The sequence below is a fragment of the Alteromonas naphthalenivorans genome (genome assembly GCF_000213655.1).
GTDB classification, from domain to species: Bacteria; Pseudomonadota; Gammaproteobacteria; order Enterobacterales; family Alteromonadaceae; genus Alteromonas; species Alteromonas naphthalenivorans.
The window spans coordinates 842,951-862,279 of sequence record NC_015554.1; the positions used below are offsets into that span (position 1 = coordinate 842,951).

Consider the following 19,329-nt stretch of genomic DNA (forward strand, 5'->3'; position numbering starts at 1 on the left):
ATTATTTATCTAGCAAATCGATTAATTGCAAAGCAGTATTTTCCCAAGTGTATTTTTGAATTGACTGTCTTATTTGCGCTGGTTGCCAATCTTTTTTTATCAACGTATCTATAGCCGTCGCTACCCCTTCAGCTGAAAGTTCTTCAATGAAAACTCCGTTAAGGGTGGATGATACCACCTCAGGTATTCCACCCACTCTTGTGGCGACTACAGGCGTACCTGTGGCTAACGATTCCATAATTACATTAGGCACGCCTTCTCGATAACTAGGAAGCAAAAGTGCATCGACATTTTGAAGATGTTGAGGTAATTCATTGTGGGGGACTGCACCCGTCAGTGAGATTGACGCTTGCATATCAAGTTGCATTATCTTATCTCTTAGAAGCGCAGTACTGTGGCCGCTCCCTATAATTGATAGGGAAATGGAGTGTTTGTCTTTTAGTGCGGCTATCCCCTCTACAAGCTCGAAAACGCCTTTAGTTGGGATGATGGAACCTATGAAAAGTAGGTTTAAAGAGTGACCGCGAAATAGAGGAATACTTCGTAATGAAAAAGTATCAAAATCTACCCCGTTATAAACCACTTCAAGTTTGGCCAACGGAGCGTGTTTATTGACCTCTTTAGCGAGCGCATAACTTTTAGTTGTAACTGTATCGGAGATTCCAAATGCCCATCGCATCTGGGTCTTATGTATTGGTTTATTTATCAGCACATTCACGTCGCTTCCAAGGCATTCAATAATGAGCTTGAAGCGAAATATGCGTTTAAGTACCGCTGCACATACGCCTTCTGCATAAGCCCAGCTTGCTATTACATTCTTGGCTCTAAAAAATAAGTATAAGGGCTTTATAGACAAGGCAACGGATAACAGCATAAAAAACGGGTGAAGAAAGCTAAGTACTTTGGGAATATAAAAGAACGGGAAGAGGCACATGTTAGGCTCTCCTCGGTGTCCGTTAATTAGCACCTCTTTAATCCAGGTAAACCAAGGAACGGGAATTAATAGAGTAATATTGGCATGTTCAGCTAAATGGCGCGTTTCTTCACGATTATACGTAGCGCGGGTAGATTGCCATGGTAAAGGGTGTAAGTTAGTAAAAAAAAGAATTTCTCTTTTCATCATTGATAGCTTTTTTTGTAAAGCGCTGAAATGTGGTCAATAGCAAAGTGATCTTTTACAAATTGCCGAGCGGCGACCCCCATCGCTTTTAACCTCTGCCTATTTTCTTGTATCACAATAATTTGCGAATGCCAGTATTCTAAGTCATTTACACTATAAACCACCCCGTTATCGAGATTTGATATAACGTTTGGGATTTCACCAACACTGGTCGAAAAGCTGGGTATTCCTCTTGCCATAGCCTCCAGTAGCGCCATAGGGAGGCCTTCTGTCGTCGAGTTAATTAAAAGTAAATCTTTCTCTCGATAAATTTCATCTTCGTTTAGTACTGCTCCATGGAAAACAATAGATTCCTTAATAGTTGAAGCCATAGCCAGGGAATTAAGTGCTAACATTTCTGGCCCATCGCCATAAATATGGAGGTCGGCGTACTTATTACATTGAAAGCGTTCAAAAGCGTTTATAAGCTGAGATATATTTTTAAGGGGGACTAATCTAGAAACCGTGCATAATTGGAGCTTAGGGTTATCGCCGATAAGCTCAAAAGCCTCGGGGATGGCCACACCATTTTTAATCACTTCAACAGAAGTCGAAGACCAACCGTAGCGTTTATTTATTCCAGCTTTTATGTTTTCTGACACGCCGAATACTTTGTCGACGTAGTATTTGGCTAGCCAGTGGGATTGTTTAATAAAACCAATGGGGGGCTCTATTTCTCCGTGAATGGTGTACACAATATTTTTATTTAACAAGAAGGGAAAGATTAGAGAGAATGCGCGTATTACAGCAGGTGAATGAACATGTAGTGTTGAATAACCCTTAATTAGGCTTATCAGTTTTAAAGTGCGAGTTAATAGGTTCCCGTTTATATTGATAACGGGCACCCCTAGTACTTCAATTTCACGCTGAAATGCATCGTCTTTTGTACCAAAAGTCATGACAGCAATGTCCAATGCTTGCTGCTTTTGCGCTGACACGAGATTTTTGACACATTTCTCGGCCCCACCTACTTGTAAACTGCTCACGCAATGTAAAATTCGCATTGGGTTCAGAACCTACTCGTATAACTAAACATCTTTTTTAATGCTTCCTGGTTCATGTTTGGAGCAATAGGAAAGCGATGTAGGTCGTAGGGGGTGGATGCAGGAGAGACGTTTACTCCTGGTAGAAAGTTAAATGCTATCTGATAACCTGTGTTTCTTAATCCATCTATTACCTTCTCATTGTAGGTAGACTTATTACCTACAGGGTAAGAAAATGCAGTAACGCAACACGCTAACTTTTCCTCTAACAGGGCTTTTGAATGACTTAATTCATAAAATAGTTCTTCGTCGGAGAGTTTCGTTAAAATATCATGGTTGTGGGAGTGGGCACCTACTTCCATACCCTCATCTAGTAACGATGAAAGATGTTCCCAGTTCATAAACTCAGCGTCTGGATAACCGGATGAGTGTGAAAATTTAAATTCAAGTTCTTCTATTTGACTAGCTGCGGAGTATTTGCAACTCTTTACTGCCGAAAGTATTTCTCTTATGAAGTTTTCTTCTCCATCTTTGTTTAAAACCTCGAATTCCCAGTCTGATAGCTTTAAATTTTGAGGGTTATAATGTTTAATTAAATAAGCTATTTTGTCCCACCAAGGAACAGTGTTATTGCCAACTAGCCCTGTGGCAATAAAAAAACTCGCTTTTAAGTTATGTTTTTTTAGAACAGGCAACGCGTTGGTATAGTTGTCTATATAACCATCGTCAAACGTAAGGCACATATAGCGCCTATCTGGTACTACATTACGTTTAACTAGAGACTCTAGTTCCGCCAAGGTAATAACTGTGAAGTGACGTTTTATAAATGCAAGATGTTCGTCAAGCTCCTGGGTACTGCATGAAAAAACACAAGGATCAAAAGGCGTGTCTTTCCCCAAACCTATTCGATGAAAGTTGAGACTGTAAAGCCCATTAGAGCGCTTTTCCCAGTAATGGCGATCAAGTCCAAGCCATCCACCTAACTTCCTTTGTAAACGGGAAAACTTCAAGTTATAACCTCTTAAACATCGGTGCAGGCAAGACGTAATTTCTAAAATTGTTAGGATCTCCCTTAAGATCCGCTTCCGCAGCCTTTATAATATTGTACATTTCTCGAGCGGAGACATAATGTAGAACAAAATTTTCCCCATCATTGTATTTTTCATTAAGGTGACGATGCATTGCTTCAATCGGTTCACCTAATAACGTGTTCATATCGTTATCTTGAGCCCCATGAGTATGGATTTTGATAAAAATCCATTCGGGCTTTCCTTTAACGTGAATTCCTTGCTCTACCCAAAGATCGACTCTATTGGGTGTAGGTGGAAAAGTACTTCTTACATCTGAATTCTCTATCTGGGGAAATATCCCTTTCTTTTTGACCTTCCAATTTAAACCCAAAATGCCTTGAACAAGGAGGATGTCTCCCCACGCTCGTCCCCCTTTTTCTACGGGCTTACCAGTTTCATAAGACTTAGGTTTCACGGGATCATCTTTGGCGTAATATATAGTGTTTAGCATGGCGGGCTGCGATTCATCAGGAGAGGGGAAAGTAAAGTCTGCATAACACCCGGTCTCCCGTAGCACTATAAGCTCATCATTTACGCCACACCAATGACCTTTAGGATGAGAGTTATCTAAAACCCAGTTGCCATGAATAAAGGCGTATGTAGGCTTGCCTGTCGAAGGATCTAAACTTAGCGCGTTATGCTCGTTATGCAGGGTGTTTGCAAAACCGGAAAGCGTCTTTCGTAAATTGTCACTAGTATCATTTTCGTGGTGTAAGTGAATCTCTATTTCACCAAACCCTTTTGCACAGAGATCGGAAATTTTGTCAAGATGCTCTTTCCTATATTCTTCTTCTGGGTAGAAAAAACTGTGTTTGGGATGGCATCCATCAGCATCAGTAAACTTCTGAGCCATTTTGGGGTAATCGACCATCCAGCGATCTACACGCTTTCTTTCTAGCTCTATATTATCTTTATTTAGCCATTGGGGCTCATAATGGTCGACGAAGCAAAACATCACATGTTTTACTCCTGAAACTTTAGGAGATGAAGAAAATTGGCTCTTGGTATAATTCCACAGCCAACTTTGCATTTTTTTCTTACGGACGATGAAAATAAAAGCCGCTATAAAGAGTGCGAATAAAATTATTGCAACAACTGCAATCATCGAGATGTCCTTTGCCAAGTAGCAGATAAATTGCTTGTTAAATATCTAATGTAGCCACGAAAGAGTGAAATGTTCATTGATACAAAAAAAGTTATTAGTGACACGATGCCACTTAAAATCGGTATGTTTCTTAAAAGTTTTAAACTTCCAAGTAGCCACAGACAGTAAAATGCGGCCTGTGCGCTGAATAGGTAAGTGTAAATCGAATGGCTGTGCCATAGCAAAGCGAAATTCGTCGACAAAGAAATAATCATAAAGTGGGGGACAAACCAACGTATAACTTTATGGCTTATAAATGAGAAACAGCGCCATTTATATTTAGGGCTGAGTAGCCAAGTCAGTCTTGCAAGGGCCTGATAATTTCCGGCCCCAATACGTATTCGCCGGTTAGCTTCTTCTTGCATACTCGGCGCAATTTCTTCTATTGCTTTAGCCTCGGGGGTGTAAACCACGGATTGCTTTTGGCGTGCTACATTCATCACTATACAAAAATCATCGATGATAGTGTTGCTTGGTAATGGAATGTAAAAATCTGTTTTTATAGCATAGATGCCGCCGTTTGCACCTAATAACGCATTCAAGCGTGACTCGTGGAACTTCAGAACTTGCTCGTACTTCCAATAAAGGTTGTCTTTATTGTCACCAGAATGAGCGTCAATAAGCACTAATTCTCCACAAACTGCACCTACCCCCTTCTGGTTAATAGACATAACAAGTTGGGTTACCGCGTCCTTTTCAAAAGTGGTATTCGCGTCTGAGAAAACAGTGATGTCTGAGGTCACTCGCTCCATCAAATCATTCAACACATTTATCTTGCCTCTGTTCTCTTCAAAGCAGAATGTTTGTAAGCGGGGATCACTGAATGACGACAATATTGTGTTGGTATTATCGGTACTTCCATCGGATGCGACAAAGATGTTTAGTTTTTCTATGGGATAATTTAAAGAAAGTAGATTTTCGATTCTTTCTTTAATGCAGGATTCTTCATTAAAGGCTGATATCACAATGGTGACAGATGAGGCTTCTGATATTTCTGTGCGGCGTTCTTTTTTTATCAACGCGTAGCGTGTGTCTCGTACGCATTGAACCAGTGCGCTGACAAAGATTAATATGAAGGGATAGATAACATAGCTATAAACAATAGCTAAGGAGACAACCCAAAATAATACTTCGATATACTTCATTTAAACTTACTTTGTTTTAGCGGGAATGCCAAGTGCAGTCTTGTTAGACTCTACGTCTTTTACTACTACTGCATTAGCGCCTACTTTTACATTATTACCCACAGTGATTGGGCCAAAAACTTTAGCGCCAGCACCAATAAATATATGACTACCAAGGGTGGGGGACTTACCTTTTTCATCACCCATCACTACACCACTCTCTAGAGTGATATTCTTACCACCTTTTACCTTCGAATTTATGACGACGCCAATAGGATGCATAATCACAAAACCTTCGGCGAAGTCGGCTTTAACGCCGATTACACAACCATTATAGACTCTATTTACATGTTGGAGTAATAACGCGAAGGGAGCTAAAATCCGTGTTTTAGCGCACCTAGCAGCCAATCGGTATAAAATATTAGCACTCGTTCCATCAGTAAGACATGTCCTAAGTAATGAAATTTCAGCGCCGTCTTGGTGAAAGATGGCCTGCTTTCTTTTCAGATCAGATTTTATTAGCTGCAGTGTTGTTGGCATAGTAACGTGTCTTAACTTTTCCTATAACTCATAATGTTAATGAACTAACAAATAAACTACTTTTATTAGTGAATTTAGAGCCGGTAAAGTTGCTAATCTTAGCCTTATATTAAGAATCTTACTAGCGATTATAACTTGTTAAATCTCAGACAGCATTTCTTTCATTCTATTGTAATCCGCACGCTGCTGGTTGCCTTTGGGAATGATTAGTCTTAATACGCCTTTAGCAGTATTCTTGTCATTTGAATCAAGGAGGGTTTTAGTGTAAATCATTGCAATTTCAAAACTATCACGCTGCTTGGAGTAAAGAGACTCTGCTAACGCTAATGCTTCATTAGTTTTATTGCTAGCAACAAGACTTTTTATATATGTATCTATGACTGCTATTTCATCCGGCGCTTTATTATAGGCTTTTTGAGCTAGTTCTAGAGCCGATTTATTTTCCCCAATTTTGAGCAATAGCCATGCATGGTTATTAAGAGAACTTGTAGATGATAATCCATTATTATTTAAAAATTCATAGTGCTTTATAGCTTTGCTAGGAGAGCTGTTGAAAAGAAATTCTGCTAAACGCATTCTCACAACAATATCTTTTGGATAAACGTCTAAATGTTTAAGTGCAAACTTTTCTGCTTGAGCCAGCTGCTGGTTAGCGTAGTAACTTTGCATTAAATATATAGCTGACTCCGTGGAATTGCTCATTCTGTAAGCATCAGAAAAAAAGGCTATAGCTTGCGAGTATTGTTTGTCTATCGCGAGAGTTTGCCCTTTAAACTTCTTCCAAACAGGCATAGCTTTAGTTTTAACAGAACACGACTCTAAGGATTTTATAGCTTCGGAATTTTGATTGTTTTTTAGAAGGTATCTAACTTTTAATAACTTAAGTGTTTCAGAGTCTTCTTCATCTAGTTGATTCTGTGCTTCATTTATGGATGAGATTGCAAATCTCCAGTCTTTATCAAGATCTGCTAAAGACAGAGCCCTTAAAAGGTACTTTTTCGAAATACCTGTAGATTCTTTCCACTCCGCCAAGGTTTCTTTTGCATTTTTTAGTTCTTTAACAGATAAGTACAAGACTGTTTTTAATTCAAAAATTTCATCGCTTTCAGAGGTTGTATCACTCTTCGCTTGTTCCCACTTATCAATTGTTGCTATCGCCCTTTCGAATTGGCTAGCCGATGCTTGAGTGAATGCTAAATCTAACGTTGGAGTAAGGTATTTTTGCCCATCATTATCGTTGTAAACCGAAGTCAAAAACTTGAGGGTGCTTTCCTTTTCGCTGTCATTAGCAGAGCTATTAACCAATAGTTTTACTGCCCACGGAGAGTAAAAGTTATTGGATATAGTTTCTTTCAAAAGCTGATGAGCTTTAGGCTTGTTTCCATCCTGAAGTAAAGCAAGGGCTCTATATGAATTCAAAAGAGGATGGTTGGGCGATATTTCTTCAATAGTATCGATGGCTTCATCTATTTTTTCTGAGTCACCAATTTTGACCAAGGCTGCGAGCTTCAATATCAGTAATTTTTCGTCATTAGGCGCTTCAGTTAACCACTCATCTAAATAATCAATAGCGGTTTGTTCTTCATTACTCGAAATCAAACTAACGATCAGTACGGCTCTTTGTTGCGTATTTTGAGAAGAGTTCTCAAAGCTTGATGTTAAGGACGATGAGTCAATTTGTCCTACTGATTTGAGGTAAGTATCTAAGGTATAGTTAATATCTTTATCTGAAAATTTTTCTTTTTTAAGCACGCTCAGTAATGAATCTGACTCTGCTGTCTCCCCAGTTGCTCTCAAGGATCTCGCTAAGTTAAGTAACAACGGTAGTGTAGAGTCATTAACTTCTAAGCCTTTAGATGAGTTATATGCTTCTAAAGGATCGCCTAGCATTAGCTTAGTGGCTGTTATATAGCGGTATATTGGGTGCGTATCAGGAATTTTATCTTCGATTTTCTCGAAGTGATTATATGCTTTTTCAAAATTGCCGAGTTGATAGCTAGTTAATGCACTTGTCAGCCTTGCCTCAAATGAGTCCAACCCCCTAGATGTTGCCAACTCTAATTCCTGTTCGGCAGCAGCGAAGTTGCCCGCCTCAAAATTGATACTCCCCTTTATTAGCATTGCGATAGGGTTATCTTTGTTTGCCTTTGACAGTAAGTCAGCGTAGTAGTCGGCTTTCTCTAATGAATGCGCTTTATAAAAGGAAATAGCCGCTAACACTATAACCTGGGTATCGAACGGTCTCAGGGTGTGTAAATGGTCAAAAATTATCGATGAAGACTTGAAGTCACCGGTAGAATAATAAAATCTAGCAGCTAGTAATTGTTGAATAAAGGTGTGTTGGCCTATCGTACTTTCATCGATAAAAGCGTCGAGTTCGTTTAGTCTATTTTGATTAAGGAGAGGGTAAAGGTTTTTAAATAGCGCTGATTTCACTTCGCTGTTTTGGCGCTGACCTGAAAATGATAAAAGATCTTGGGCTAAATGATGAGCCTCTGAACCTGGGGTTAGTTTATTTGCCAACGAGTATAAAGATGTATAGCTTTCTGACAGAAATAGAATTTCCATTACTATTCGATCTACAGATTTGCTATTTTCTTCCGCTGTGTTCTCTAAATACTTGTTTACTTCTTTCTCAGCAAAATCGTATTTTCCTTGATACAAATATGCCTTGGCAAGTAAATATCTTTGATTCGCATCTTGTGGAGAGGATTTGACGGCTCCTCTGAGTTTCACAACTGAAGAGGCTAATTCTGTAGACGATAATTCAGGGGAGATAGACGTTACAGGTTCTTTATTGCTACTCGGTGTACAAGCAAAAAGACAACAAGAAATCAGTATAGGTGATAAATATTTCATTTTCTTCCCTGAATAATTTTTTTCAATGTTGGTTTAAAACATTGCATATTGCAATAGATAGTTAGTTCTATTTGCAAATAGGACAAAAAAAAAGCGACCTTCCGGTCGCTTTTACAAAAATACATTAAGCTCTATAATTAAGCTTTTTTAACTCTACGCAATCCAGCAAGACCAATTAAACCTAGGCCCATCATTGCTATTGAAGCAGGAGATGAAACTTGGATTTCAAGGTTAGCACTTGGAAGAGTAGTTGTACGCGTTAAGAAAACTTCGTTATCGTAGTCATCTAAATCGATGCCTAAAGAAGTCAAAACATCAGTTTCAAAACTAGTTACAGCGAAACCTTGATCAGTAGGAGCTTGAGTCGCATCAGTGATCTCTGCAGTAATGGTTGCACCATACTGGCTCGGGTCATTATTAGCTACAACTGCTGCTAAATCAGAATCACCATTGAAAGATGGATCCAAGAAGAACAAGTTAGCTAAAACTGTTTCTATTTCAGCAAAAAGAGAAAGGTTAACACCACCGCCAGCATTAAATGTAGAACCCGTCAATGAAAGTGTCATTGCACTTACTGGGTCCACGCCATCTGTAACGTCGTCGTCAAAATACATGTTGAAGAAACCACCAACGAATTGAGCAGCTAAAACTTCACCATCATCAAACACACCGTTTGCAACTACGTCGTCACTGATACCAGCATAACCCCAAAGTTTATAATCAAACGTTAGACTCCATGCATCTGTAAAGAATTCATCTGAACCTGTATCAGGGTTTAAAAGACCTACTTCACCTACAGCGCTATCAAAAACTAGTGTGCCATTTTGGATACCGTCGCCTTCTAGATCTAAATAAGTAGAAACAGGCTGAAGATCGTTGAATGTGAATGCGTCAAAGGTGTATGTGAAACCATCAGCATCACCAAAAGGTACGCCGCTATCGTTGTCACCCGAGTTTACATACAATGGTGCTGCAGAAGCCATTGCTGTGCTTCCTGCTAAAACCACACCTGCAAAAATTTTAGTTAGCTTGTTCATGTCGCCTCCGTTTGAACAAAACGATTTATAGGATATTACGGATACAATTAAGCTTAAAACGTGCCAACTGTTTAAGGGTTTGAAAATTATGGTTTTTTTATTTTTCTAAAGTTTAGGTATTTATGTTTTGTAAAAAACATCGACACCGTTAGCCCTGCACTATCTTTAGCTCAGTACTATCTTTCTGGCAATCTTCAGTTTTAATTTTTGTAATAGGCTCTTATTACCGTATCTTAAATTTGTCACTTTGAATTTATTGCGGTAAGCGTCAAAATGTATACCTTTTGGGGCGCTCAACACTTCTCCACGATTCAAAAGAATCTTAAGTGCGTTTGTAGCGGCAACGCCTGCACAAAGTTTCACTGCCATAGGCGTTGACGGGCCACGTTTTTCTTTAAAGTTAGCTGCATCAGGCACTACTAAGTAGTCCCTTTGGAGCATTTTGGGTGAAAGCCCTACCAAAAATTTTAAACATTTCTCATTTTCTTCATCGCTATCAATTATGTCGAAGTAGTTATCAAATGACATACTTTCCGCAGTAAAACATATTACAGAAGTACCCATACCAAGAGGTGCTGCAGTGATTGCAGGAATTCGATTTTTTTGACAGTAGCTAAATACTTGTCTTCTTATATCAATTACAAAGAAATCTAAGCTATCTATATATATGTCGACGTCTGATAGGAATTCGGCAACATTATCCGGATGTACTCCATCTGGAAAAACGTCAATAGCGCAGTTAGGATTTATATCTTTAAGTACACGTTCAAGAACCTGTACTTTGGGTTCATCTAGCGTAGATGCGAACGCGCCCGCCTGACGGTTCATATTGTGAATTTCAAAAGTATCAAAATCTGAAACAGAGAATCTCTCAATTCCGAGTCGTGCCAATGTAACCGCGTGCTCAAAACCTACACCACCAGCGCCAGCGATAGCCACTTTTTTTGTTTTTATAACATGCTGTTCGCTTTCAGTTAGCCACCCAATGTTTCTAGAAAAAGCTTTTGAATAATCGAACATAATCGTATGTCATCCTTTAGGGTATTTATTAACTGACTCTTGAATGTCATCAAGCATTATTCTGAAATTAGGTCTTAGATTTTGATAAAGCAATGTGGGATTAATATAAAAAGGTGCACGTTTGCCATGATATTCAACTACAGGACCGATTTGCTCAAATTGAATACCAATAAAGCGCATGCTGCGAGCGAGCCTAGGTTCCATCATTACATAGGTGTGTTTGATATCGTTGTGCATGACAAGAGCCGCAGCAGAGAAATATAAGCCAATTGCAATAAACGGAAAACAGCGAAGTTCGTCTTCTGAATACGTATATTGGTTGATAACACCGGTTGCAGCACCTTGATATTGGTCCATTACACGTTTTCGAAACTCTTTTGGAACGGCAAGTCGCGATATTTCGCATACCTGGCGCCGTTCAAAGTTTGTTGGATTTAGTGTTTCGTGGGTTATTGAATTAAGGCAATATTTTTCAATTGGCAACTGCTGATGACTTTCTTGGGGCATAACTAAGCGCACAGTACCAGCATAGTGTTCTGAACCTTTGTGCTTAACTAAACAAGGTGTAGAAAAAACATCAAACTCATCTTTTTCTTGAAAATCTTCTTTCAGAGGCTCAAAACCAAGTTCTTCACAGTAAACATTATGTCGAATTTTATAGCTTTCAGCCTTTAAACCTTCTTGTTGTGCCACTATAGGATCGAGATAAGTTGAAAAGTGCTTTGAGATGAAGTTAGCTTCACGCAATTTTTCATAGCCACCCAAAAGCTTGCCTACTTTTGATGTTGGGCCAACTATTTTTTTCACCTTTGCAAGGAATGATTTTGAAGCCACTTTAACTGCTCTTCCGTTATAAAATTGTTAATAACATACCTGATTTTAGCAGATGCTAGCACTCTTTTAATTTAATCTTTGTGCTAATTACCAAATATAAGATACTTCAATAAAGCCATATATTCATAAAAAGCTTTTCTAATATTGTCTAGTGAAGAAGCCGATGGCATGGTAACAAAAGGCTTTAGCTCCCCAGAGCTTTTGAAGTCGACCCCTTTAACTTTAGCCTGAATATTTGCATCGGCTAACATTATCGCTACGCGTTTTTGATGAGTGGCACTTGTAACGGCTAAAATTTTCACATCCGCAAAGCTTCTCTTTAAAGCATTAATCTCTGTGAATGTACTTGTCCCTTCATTTAATATAACGATGCCGTCTGCTGACATACCTAGTGATATCAATAATTCTTGGGCTTTAATGGCATAGTTTACCGTTTCATCTAACAGAAAATTTCCACCCGTTAATATGATAGGGATTTGATGCTGCTCAGACAAAATTTTAGCTTGAAGCAAACGTTGTAAAGAGCATTCATTCCAGCGTGAAATTTCAGGAACCGAACCGTTTGTAGCGTAGTAGCACGCTGGAGTCCAGATAAATTCTGGAGTCTCAAGTTGCTCACTTTCGTCGGTAAACCCGAACTCAAGGGGGTATAAAATAATACTAGAAACCCAGCTCTGTGAGAAAATCACCAGAGACAGAAAAGTAATTGATATCATTAATTTTGCAGAATTTAACTTTGAAGAATAAAGTAGCCAAAGTCCTGCAGCAGAAAACGCTGTAATTAAACAGAGCGGCGAGATGATAAAGAAGGTAATCTCACGAAAGAAGTTTATCATTTGCGTTGTTTGTAATAGACAAATTATGAAACGTGTTTTAAGGAAAGTAACATGAAAAATATTGTAAGACTTCTTCTTTTTTCTTTCGCTGTTCTAACCACCTCTGGCTTTTATTGCAATGCCAATGATAATTCCTTTTTTCCTGATGTCGTTAAAGAAGTCACGAAAGGTACGGTAGCAATTGCGATCAATGCCCCGATAAAACATACTGCGCCGCGAATATTAGGTACTGGCTTTGTAGTCGGGGAGGGAAAATATGTGGTAACTAATTACCATGTAGTTTCAGAGCCTCTAGACCCAACCATTGTTGAAGATTATGTTGTTTTGAGTGGTGAGGGCAAGAAAGTTAAGATGCTAAAAGGGACTGTTGAATATATCGATCCTCAACACGACATCGCCCTAATCGTTCTTTCTGAACCTTTAACGCCCTTAGTATTAGCGGATGAAAGCTTATTGCCAGCAGGCACTGAAATAGCGTTCACTGGTTTTCCAATTGGTGCAATACTTGGGCTCTTCCCAGCCACACATAGAGGCTATATTTCGGCTTTAACACCAGATGCTATCCCTGCAAAAAATTCAGACCAACTAACGCTGGAAATGATGAAAAGACTGCTGGATACTAGTAAAATTTATCAACTAGATGCTACCGCTTACCCAGGCAACAGTGGAAGCCCCGTTTATGATATCCATTCTGGAAAAGTCGTGGGAATTATTAACAAAGTCATCGTAAAGGACACCAAAGAGAGCGCTCTTTCTACTCCTTCTGGTATTTCTTATGCTATTCCAGTGATGTTTATTCAACAATTGATATCTAGGGCAGAGGGAAAACAATAAGCCCTTATTTGGCTCACGTTTCTATTACACTGTGATTCAAAATTATGGTATTGAGACTAAAATTTTCGGTTTCAAATCACAGTGTTTTTGGTCCATATGAAACGGCTAAACGTAAACATTGAACTTGACTTAAAAGCACTTCTGCCGCAAGTTAAACTATCTAAACTTCAATTGGTTTATTGTGATTTCGTTTTTACTCGAGTGCTAGCATTAAATCACAAACTTATACCGTCTAATTTTCGCAATTTTGCCACTAATTTAGCCTTCATAAGAGGTCACTTGCTCAAGATGCCACTTCGTATTTTGCTAAAGCATAGTGCGAAAAAAATGAGTCGCTATATGACAGAGTTGCTTGTTGGAAATATAGACAAAAAAACAGATCAAAAGACGATTTATCTTAAAGGACTTTTATGAAAATTCTGGTTACCGGCGCTGCAGGCTTCATTGGTGCAGCCGTTTCTCAATATTTAATTAATCGCGGTGACGATGTTGTTGGAATTGACAACATTAACGATTATTACGATATCGCGCTTAAACATGCCAGGCTTGAGCAAGTTCAAAATTCAGCGGCAGGTGAACGCTTTACATTTATTAAGATGGGTGTTGAAGATCGCCCTGAAATGGCAGCCTTATTCGAAGACCAAAAGTTCGATAAAGTGGTGCACTTAGCGGCGCAGGCAGGGGTACGGTATTCAATTGAAAACCCTAATGCTTATGTAGATGCCAACTTAGTTGGCTTTATGAACATCCTTGAGGGATGTCGCCATAATAAAGTAGGTCATTTGGTTTATGCATCATCAAGTTCTGTTTATGGTGCTAATGAAACAATGCCGTTCTCAGAGCAGCATAATGTCGATCACCAAGTAAGCTTATACGCAGCGTCGAAAAAAGCGAACGAGCTAATGGCGCATACGTACAGCCATTTATACAACTTACCTACTACTGGATTACGTTTCTTTACGGTTTATGGCCCTTGGGGTCGCCCTGATATGGCGCTGTTTAAATTTACTAAAGCCATACTGGAAGGCAAAACCATTCAGGTATACAACTTCGGTAACCACAGACGAGATTTCACCTACATTGATGATATCGTTGAAGGGGTTATTCGCTCATTAGATAACGTGGCTAAGCCAAACGAAAGTTGGGATGCAAGCGCGCCAGATCCTAGCTCTAGTAAAGCGCCTTACAAGGTTTATAACATTGGTGCACAAACACCAGTGCATTTGCTTAAATTTATCGAAACCTTAGAAGCGTCACTGGGTGTTGAGGCGAAAAAAGAGCTTTTACCATTACAACCTGGTGATGTTCCAGATACCTATGCAGATGTATCATCATTGGTTAATGACACAGGCTATAAACCGTCTACGTCTATCGATGTTGGTGTTAAGAATTTTGTAGATTGGTACAAAGACTTTTACAACATCTAGAAATCCAGACTAAAAGAACTCCTAGCCAGTAGAAGCCACTTTGATAGATTGAAAAGCGGCGCACTTTTTAGGAAGAAATTCTTTCGTGGTTTCGTAACCAAGTTCAAATAAATGGTTCTTCATTTCAGCGGTTAACGCAAAGTCTACCGCTGAAATTTCCCCCGTATTAATGACCACAGTGTTATGCCAGTACTTCGCGTTAATATATTCTCTTGATATGGCTGTCATAAAGGTGCGTATCAACATCGATAGATACTGCGGTAGCAATAGCACGCCTTTCTTTATTATCTTACGTTTTTGAATGGCACTTTGAAGTCGAAAGCATACCGTCGGCGTGCCATCATGTTGCCAATCTTCAAACAAGGCATCTTCAGATAAGATTGCGCCGTCTACCAACAAGTGTTCTTTGAAAGGTTTAAAGGAAAAGAGTAGAGGGATAGACATAGAATAACGCACGGCTTGTGAAACCTTCATGTCCGGCGTATTGTCTTTTCCAAACAGTACGGGGCCGCCACCGTTTACATCTGTGGCTAATATAGTGAGTGCGATGGGAAGCTCTGCAAAAGTGATGCCTTCAAGCTTATCATCAATCCAGCGTTCGAAATGATCTCCCGACGACAACCCGCCTTCTCGCAATAATCGCCACACGGAAAAAGCGGTAAATTGTTTAAAGTCGGTGGCAATGACTAACTCTCGCATATCTTCAATACTATGGCCTTTGGCGTACATCGCCGCAATGATTGAACCTCCAGATACCCCCACAAGTGTTTTAATTTCCACATTTAAATCTTTAAGTGCTTTTAAAATACCAATATGCGCACTAAGTCGAGTGCCCCCGCCCGACAAAATAGGCACGATAGTAGCGGGTACCTTAGCAACGGGTACCGATGAAGTTACCTGCATGTTTTTAACTCCAGTGATTATAGTAAAAGCGTAGTAGAGTTAGCCGAGCCTGCCACTTTATTGGCGTGCTGGTAGGTGACTTATTAATTAACTATGTACGAGTGTTGGCAGTGCTAAAGAAGCAAAAATGCCGAACTTATCTAATTAGTAATACTAGGTGAGATAAGCTCGGCATGGCGTTTATTGACTGGCGTAGCCATAGAAATAGCAACAACGAATACGCGGTTGATTTAGCCAGGTTAATCTCGTTGGGCTATTTTACAGAGACTAACTTCGCTTTCATTTCGCGGCGTCTTGCGTGCAATAAAGGCTCGGTATAACCACTTGGCTGTTCTTTCCCTTTAAAGATAAGATCGCTAGCGGCTAAGAAACCAATTGAGCTATCTAAATCAGGCATCATAGGGATATATTCTGCGTCGCCAGCATTTTGCTCATCAACTAACTTTGCCATTCTGCGAAGGGATTCATCAACTTGCGCGGCACTTACAATGCCGTGCTCAAGCCAGTTAGCGATGTGCTGCGATGAAATACGGAGTGTAGCTCTGTCTTCCATCAGCCCAACATTATTAATATCAGGTACTTTAGAGCAGCCTACTCCCTGATGTACCCAACGAACCACGTAACCTAAGATACCTTGCACATTATTATCTATTTCCCGCTGTATCGTGTCGGCTGATAGTGAATCTCTACTTTCTAGCAGTGGAATAGTCAAAATATCGTTAAGGCCTGAGAAATCTTGATCTAATCCCTTCTGAATGTCGAAGACATTAACATCATGATAATGCAGCGCATGCAAAGTGGCAGCGGTAGGTGAGGGTACCCATGCGGTATTTGCACCAGACTTTGGATGTCCAATTTTGGCATCCATCATATTTTGCATTTCATCGGGAATTGGCCACATGCCCTTGCCAATTTGCGCCTTACCTGACAGGCCACATCGAAGGCCGACGGCTACATTTGCGGTTTCATAGGCTTTAATCCACAGCATCGTCTTAAGGGTCGCTTTTTCGGCGAAAGGGCCTGCAAGCATAGACGTATGAATTTCATCGCCTGTTCTGTCTAAAAAGCCTGTATTAATAAATACAACGCGAGACTTCGCAGCATTGATGCAGGCGTCTAAATTCACGCTGGTGCGGCGTTCTTCATCCATAATACCCATTTTCAACGTGTTTTTAGGCACATTGATGACGGTTTCTATTTTGGCGAATAGCGCATCAGAAAAAGCCACTTCTTCAGGGCCATGCATTTTGGGTTTAACAATATAAATGCTGCCATGACGAGAGTTTTGGAATGGACTGTTATTCAGTAAGTCATGCTTGGCGATAAGCGAAGTCACTAAACCGTCCATAATACCTTCTGGTACTGGCTCACCATCGAATAGCATCGCGTCGTTTGTCATTAAATGACCTACGTTACGTACAAACATAAGGCTGCGCGCAGATAAAGATAGTTGCTCTTGATTCGTTACATGTTTGGAAGGCGAATACACTCTATCTTCATGCATAGCCCGAACGATAGTTTTGCCACCTTTACTCATTTCAATGCTTAGCGAGCCTTTCATTAGCCCTAACCAGTTGCTATAAACCAAGGTTTTATCTTCGGCATCAACAGCGGCGACTGAGTCTTCGCAATCCATGATGGTAGTCAATGCAGCCTCAATCAGCACATCTTTAACGCCAGCGGCGTCAGTTTTACCGATAGGGCTGGTGGCATCTATCTGAATTTCAAAATGCAGGCCGTTGTGAACGAATAACAGCGCAGTAGGAGCTGTTATATCACCTTGGTAACCTTGCCATTGCTCGGTGTTCGCAAGTGTAGTGATGTCGCCATCAGTTAAGGAAATCGCCAATTTGCCTGTTTCTATTTTATAACCGACAACATCTGCGTGGCTTCCTTTTGCAAGTGGAAGCATACTATCTAAATAGCTTTTCGCTTTCGCTACCACTTTCTCGCCACGGATAGGGTTATAGCTTTTGCCGGGTTCTGCTCCGTTCTCGTTGCTAATAACATCAGTGCCGTATAAAGCATCATACAAACTCCCCCAGCGAGCATTAACAGCATTCAGTGCATAACGGGCGTTGTTAATTGGTACAACTAATTGAGGGCCAGCCATAGTAGCAATTTCTGCATCCACGTTTGTGGTATCGGCTTGTACCTTTTCAGGCTGCTCTACTAAGTAACCAATTTCTTTTAAGAAAGTTATATATTGCTCACCGAAAGCGGGGTTTCCCGCTTTGTGATAGTCATCGATAGCGCGTTGGAGTTGTTCTCTTTTTTCTAGCAGGGCACGATTTTGAGGAACGAATTCTGAAAAGAGGGCTTCTGCACCTTGCCAAAAAGCGTCTGATTGAACACCAGTGCCTGGCATTGCCTTTTGGTTGATGAAATCATCGAGTTGCTCAGCAACCTGTAAACGGCCTCGTGTAATATAATTTTGCATAACTACCTCTATACATTTTCTGTAGCTCTAGTGTAGAGAGTATAGAGGCAGTTTTTTAATTTATGGTTCCTATCTTTGCCATTTTTACAGTGAATGTTTGTGTGCATTTAGTATTCATATGTAAAATCTTAATGGCGAGACACTACAGGATGCTTTAGCTGTCACTCATTTCGTTCGCTACATCGCTAATCAAGCGACGTAACCAGATATGCCCCGCATCATGGTGCAATAGTGCACTCCATGCCATTTTTAACGCAATTGGGGGAATATCGAACGGTGGTTCTTTCACTACAACGCTTGGGTCGTCTTTAAATAACTTTGCCGCTTTGCTTGGCAAGGTGGCGATAAGCTTTTGCGTTTTAGCTATCTGTAATGCCGCGTGGTAATGTCGTGTAAATACGCGAATAGCCCGTTGCTTGCCTATTTTAGTTAGCTCTGCGTCTACCCAACCAAGTTTCTGTACTTCTGTTGGGTCGATACCCACGCCAACACCAAAGCCAGTTTTACTCACCCAAATATGTTGAGCGCTTAAGTAGCTGTCTAAGTCACACTTAGCAACAAGCGGGTGATCTGAACTCATTACACAACTAAAGGTATCGTACCAAATCACTTTTTGATGAAAAGACAGCGGCAGTTCTTCAAAGCGGTTAATGGCCATGTCGACCTTGCCTTGCTCTACATCGTGGAAGGTAACGTCACTAGGGGTAATTAAATCTAGCGTAATGTTTGGTGCTAGATCAGTTAGCCTGCCTACTAGTTCAAGTAATAGCGTGCTTTCTGCATAGTCACTTGTCATGATGCGAAAAGTGCGTTCGCTGGTTAGCGGATCAAAATCGGTCTCTGGTTGAATTGAACTTTCAAGTCGGCTGAGCACATCACGAATAGTGGGTTGAAGTTCAAGTGCCCGTTTTGTAGGCGTCATTCCGTCGCTGGTGCGCACCAATAAAGGATCTTTAAATAAGTCACGCAGGCGTTTTAACCCATTGCTCATCGCAGGTTGCGTGATGCTAAGCTGATTGGCCGCTTTTGTTACACTGCCTTCTCGCAGTAAAACATCTAAATATACCAGTAAATTTAAGTCGACCTTCGCTATATTCATTATTGTAATGCTCTTAATAA

At 40.2% G+C, this 19,329-nt stretch carries 16 protein-coding genes; 2 read left to right on the forward strand and 14 right to left on the reverse strand.

The window, feature by feature from the left end; genetic code table 11:
• Nucleotide 1: 1 nt before the first annotated feature.
• The 11 genes from AMBT_RS03580 to AMBT_RS03630 form a co-directional block, all read right to left on the reverse strand.
• On the reverse strand, nt 2-1,123 hold the full coding sequence (locus AMBT_RS03580; protein WP_232363181.1) for a glycosyltransferase: 1,122 nt from the start codon (nt 1,121-1,123) through the stop codon (nt 2-4).
• Nucleotides 1,120-2,163, reverse strand: coding sequence for a glycosyltransferase family 4 protein (locus AMBT_RS03585; protein WP_013783221.1), 1,044 nt, complete (start codon nt 2,161-2,163; stop codon nt 1,120-1,122). The genes AMBT_RS03580 and AMBT_RS03585 overlap by 4 nt, the downstream gene beginning before the upstream one ends.
• A gap of 5 nt (nt 2,164-2,168) precedes the next feature.
• On the reverse strand, nt 2,169-3,152 hold the full coding sequence (locus tag AMBT_RS03590; RefSeq protein WP_013783222.1) for a polysaccharide deacetylase family protein: 984 nt from the start codon (nt 3,150-3,152) through the stop codon (nt 2,169-2,171).
• A gap of 1 nt (nt 3,153) precedes the next feature.
• Nucleotides 3,154-4,317: a hypothetical protein gene (locus tag AMBT_RS03595; protein ID WP_013783223.1), complete on the reverse strand. Its 1,164-nt coding sequence runs from the start codon at nt 4,315-4,317 to the stop codon at nt 3,154-3,156.
• Nucleotides 4,314-5,501: a glycosyltransferase family 2 protein gene (locus tag AMBT_RS03600; protein ID WP_013783224.1), complete on the reverse strand. Its 1,188-nt coding sequence runs from the start codon at nt 5,499-5,501 to the stop codon at nt 4,314-4,316. The genes AMBT_RS03595 and AMBT_RS03600 overlap by 4 nt, the downstream gene beginning before the upstream one ends.
• 6 nt (nt 5,502-5,507) lie before the next feature.
• Nucleotides 5,508-6,020, reverse strand: coding sequence for a serine O-acetyltransferase (locus AMBT_RS03605; RefSeq protein WP_013783225.1), 513 nt, complete (start codon nt 6,018-6,020; stop codon nt 5,508-5,510).
• 138 nt (nt 6,021-6,158) lie between these two features.
• The gene (locus AMBT_RS03610) at nt 6,159-8,879 is read right to left on the reverse strand and encodes a tetratricopeptide repeat protein (protein ID WP_148259073.1); all 2,721 of its coding nucleotides are present in this window, start codon (nt 8,877-8,879) and stop codon (nt 6,159-6,161) included.
• A gap of 137 nt (nt 8,880-9,016) precedes the next feature.
• Nucleotides 9,017-9,916: a hypothetical protein gene (locus AMBT_RS03615; RefSeq protein WP_013783227.1), complete on the reverse strand. Its 900-nt coding sequence runs from the start codon at nt 9,914-9,916 to the stop codon at nt 9,017-9,019.
• A gap of 165 nt (nt 9,917-10,081) precedes the next feature.
• A complete protein-coding gene (locus AMBT_RS03620) occupies nt 10,082-10,936 on the reverse strand; it encodes a ThiF family adenylyltransferase (RefSeq protein ID WP_013783228.1) in 855 nt (284 codons plus the stop codon).
• A 9-nt stretch (nt 10,937-10,945) separates the two neighbouring features.
• Nucleotides 10,946-11,770: a PEP-CTERM/exosortase system-associated acyltransferase gene (locus AMBT_RS03625; protein WP_013783229.1), complete on the reverse strand. Its 825-nt coding sequence runs from the start codon at nt 11,768-11,770 to the stop codon at nt 10,946-10,948.
• An 83-nt stretch (nt 11,771-11,853) separates the two neighbouring features.
• Nucleotides 11,854-12,606: a YdcF family protein gene (locus AMBT_RS03630; protein WP_013783230.1), complete on the reverse strand. Its 753-nt coding sequence runs from the start codon at nt 12,604-12,606 to the stop codon at nt 11,854-11,856.
• Nucleotides 12,607-12,657: 51 nt separating this feature from the next.
• On the opposite strand from AMBT_RS03630, the gene AMBT_RS03635 reads away from it, so the two are divergent.
• Together AMBT_RS03635 and AMBT_RS03645 are read left to right on the forward strand one after the other, a co-directional pair.
• Nucleotides 12,658-13,440, forward strand: coding sequence for a S1 family peptidase (locus tag AMBT_RS03635; RefSeq protein ID WP_013783231.1), 783 nt, complete (start codon nt 12,658-12,660; stop codon nt 13,438-13,440).
• A 410-nt stretch (nt 13,441-13,850) separates the two neighbouring features.
• Complete coding sequence (locus AMBT_RS03645; protein WP_013783233.1) at nt 13,851-14,867, forward strand: NAD-dependent epimerase; 1,017 nt, start codon at nt 13,851-13,853, stop codon at nt 14,865-14,867.
• 21 nt (nt 14,868-14,888) lie between these two features.
• Here AMBT_RS03645 and AMBT_RS03650 read toward each other — a convergent pair whose 3' ends face one another.
• The 3 genes from AMBT_RS03650 to AMBT_RS03660 all read right to left on the reverse strand — a co-directional run bounded on the left by AMBT_RS03650 (nt 14,889) and on the right by AMBT_RS03660 (nt 19,309).
• Nucleotides 14,889-15,770, reverse strand: coding sequence for a patatin-like phospholipase family protein (locus tag AMBT_RS03650; protein ID WP_013783234.1), 882 nt, complete (start codon nt 15,768-15,770; stop codon nt 14,889-14,891).
• A 253-nt stretch (nt 15,771-16,023) separates the two neighbouring features.
• Entirely contained in the window at nt 16,024-18,210 is a 2,187-nt protein-coding gene (locus tag AMBT_RS03655; protein WP_013783235.1) for a malate synthase G, read from the reverse strand.
• Between the two features lie 154 nt (nt 18,211-18,364).
• Nucleotides 18,365-19,309, reverse strand: a complete 945-nt coding sequence (locus tag AMBT_RS03660) for a LysR family transcriptional regulator (RefSeq protein WP_013783236.1) — start codon at nt 19,307-19,309, stop codon at nt 18,365-18,367.
• Between the last annotated feature and the right edge of the window lie 20 nt (nt 19,310-19,329).

What these genes read in the sequence shown, in the direction of transcription:
- AMBT_RS03585 (WP_013783221.1), bottom strand. Translation starts at nt 2,163, where the DNA reads ATGCGAATTTTACATTGCGTGAGCAGTTTACAAGTAGGTGGGGCCGAG.
- AMBT_RS03620 (WP_013783228.1), bottom strand. Translation starts at nt 10,936, where the DNA reads ATGTTCGATTATTCAAAAGCTTTTTCTAGAAACATTGGGTGGCTAACT.
- AMBT_RS03595 (WP_013783223.1), bottom strand. Translation starts at nt 4,317, where the DNA reads ATGATTGCAGTTGTTGCAATAATTTTATTCGCACTCTTTATAGCGGCT.
- AMBT_RS03650 (WP_013783234.1), bottom strand. Translation starts at nt 15,770, where the DNA reads ATGCAGGTAACTTCATCGGTACCCGTTGCTAAGGTACCCGCTACTATC.
- AMBT_RS03580 (WP_232363181.1), bottom strand. Translation starts at nt 1,123, where the DNA reads ATGATGAAAAGAGAAATTCTTTTTTTTACTAACTTACACCCTTTACCA.
- AMBT_RS03605 (WP_013783225.1), bottom strand. Translation starts at nt 6,020, where the DNA reads ATGCCAACAACACTGCAGCTAATAAAATCTGATCTGAAAAGAAAGCAG.
- AMBT_RS03655 (WP_013783235.1), bottom strand. Translation starts at nt 18,210, where the DNA reads ATGCAAAATTATATTACACGAGGCCGTTTACAGGTTGCTGAGCAACTC.
- AMBT_RS03630 (WP_013783230.1), bottom strand. Translation starts at nt 12,606, where the DNA reads ATGATAAACTTCTTTCGTGAGATTACCTTCTTTATCATCTCGCCGCTC.
- AMBT_RS03615 (WP_013783227.1), bottom strand. Translation starts at nt 9,916, where the DNA reads ATGAACAAGCTAACTAAAATTTTTGCAGGTGTGGTTTTAGCAGGAAGC.
- AMBT_RS03645 (WP_013783233.1), top strand. Translation starts at nt 13,851, where the DNA reads ATGAAAATTCTGGTTACCGGCGCTGCAGGCTTCATTGGTGCAGCCGTT.
- AMBT_RS03610 (WP_148259073.1), bottom strand. Translation starts at nt 8,879, where the DNA reads ATGAAATATTTATCACCTATACTGATTTCTTGTTGTCTTTTTGCTTGT.
- AMBT_RS03600 (WP_013783224.1), bottom strand. Translation starts at nt 5,501, where the DNA reads ATGAAGTATATCGAAGTATTATTTTGGGTTGTCTCCTTAGCTATTGTT.
- AMBT_RS03635 (WP_013783231.1), top strand. Translation starts at nt 12,658, where the DNA reads ATGAAAAATATTGTAAGACTTCTTCTTTTTTCTTTCGCTGTTCTAACC.
- AMBT_RS03660 (WP_013783236.1), bottom strand. Translation starts at nt 19,309, where the DNA reads ATGAATATAGCGAAGGTCGACTTAAATTTACTGGTATATTTAGATGTT.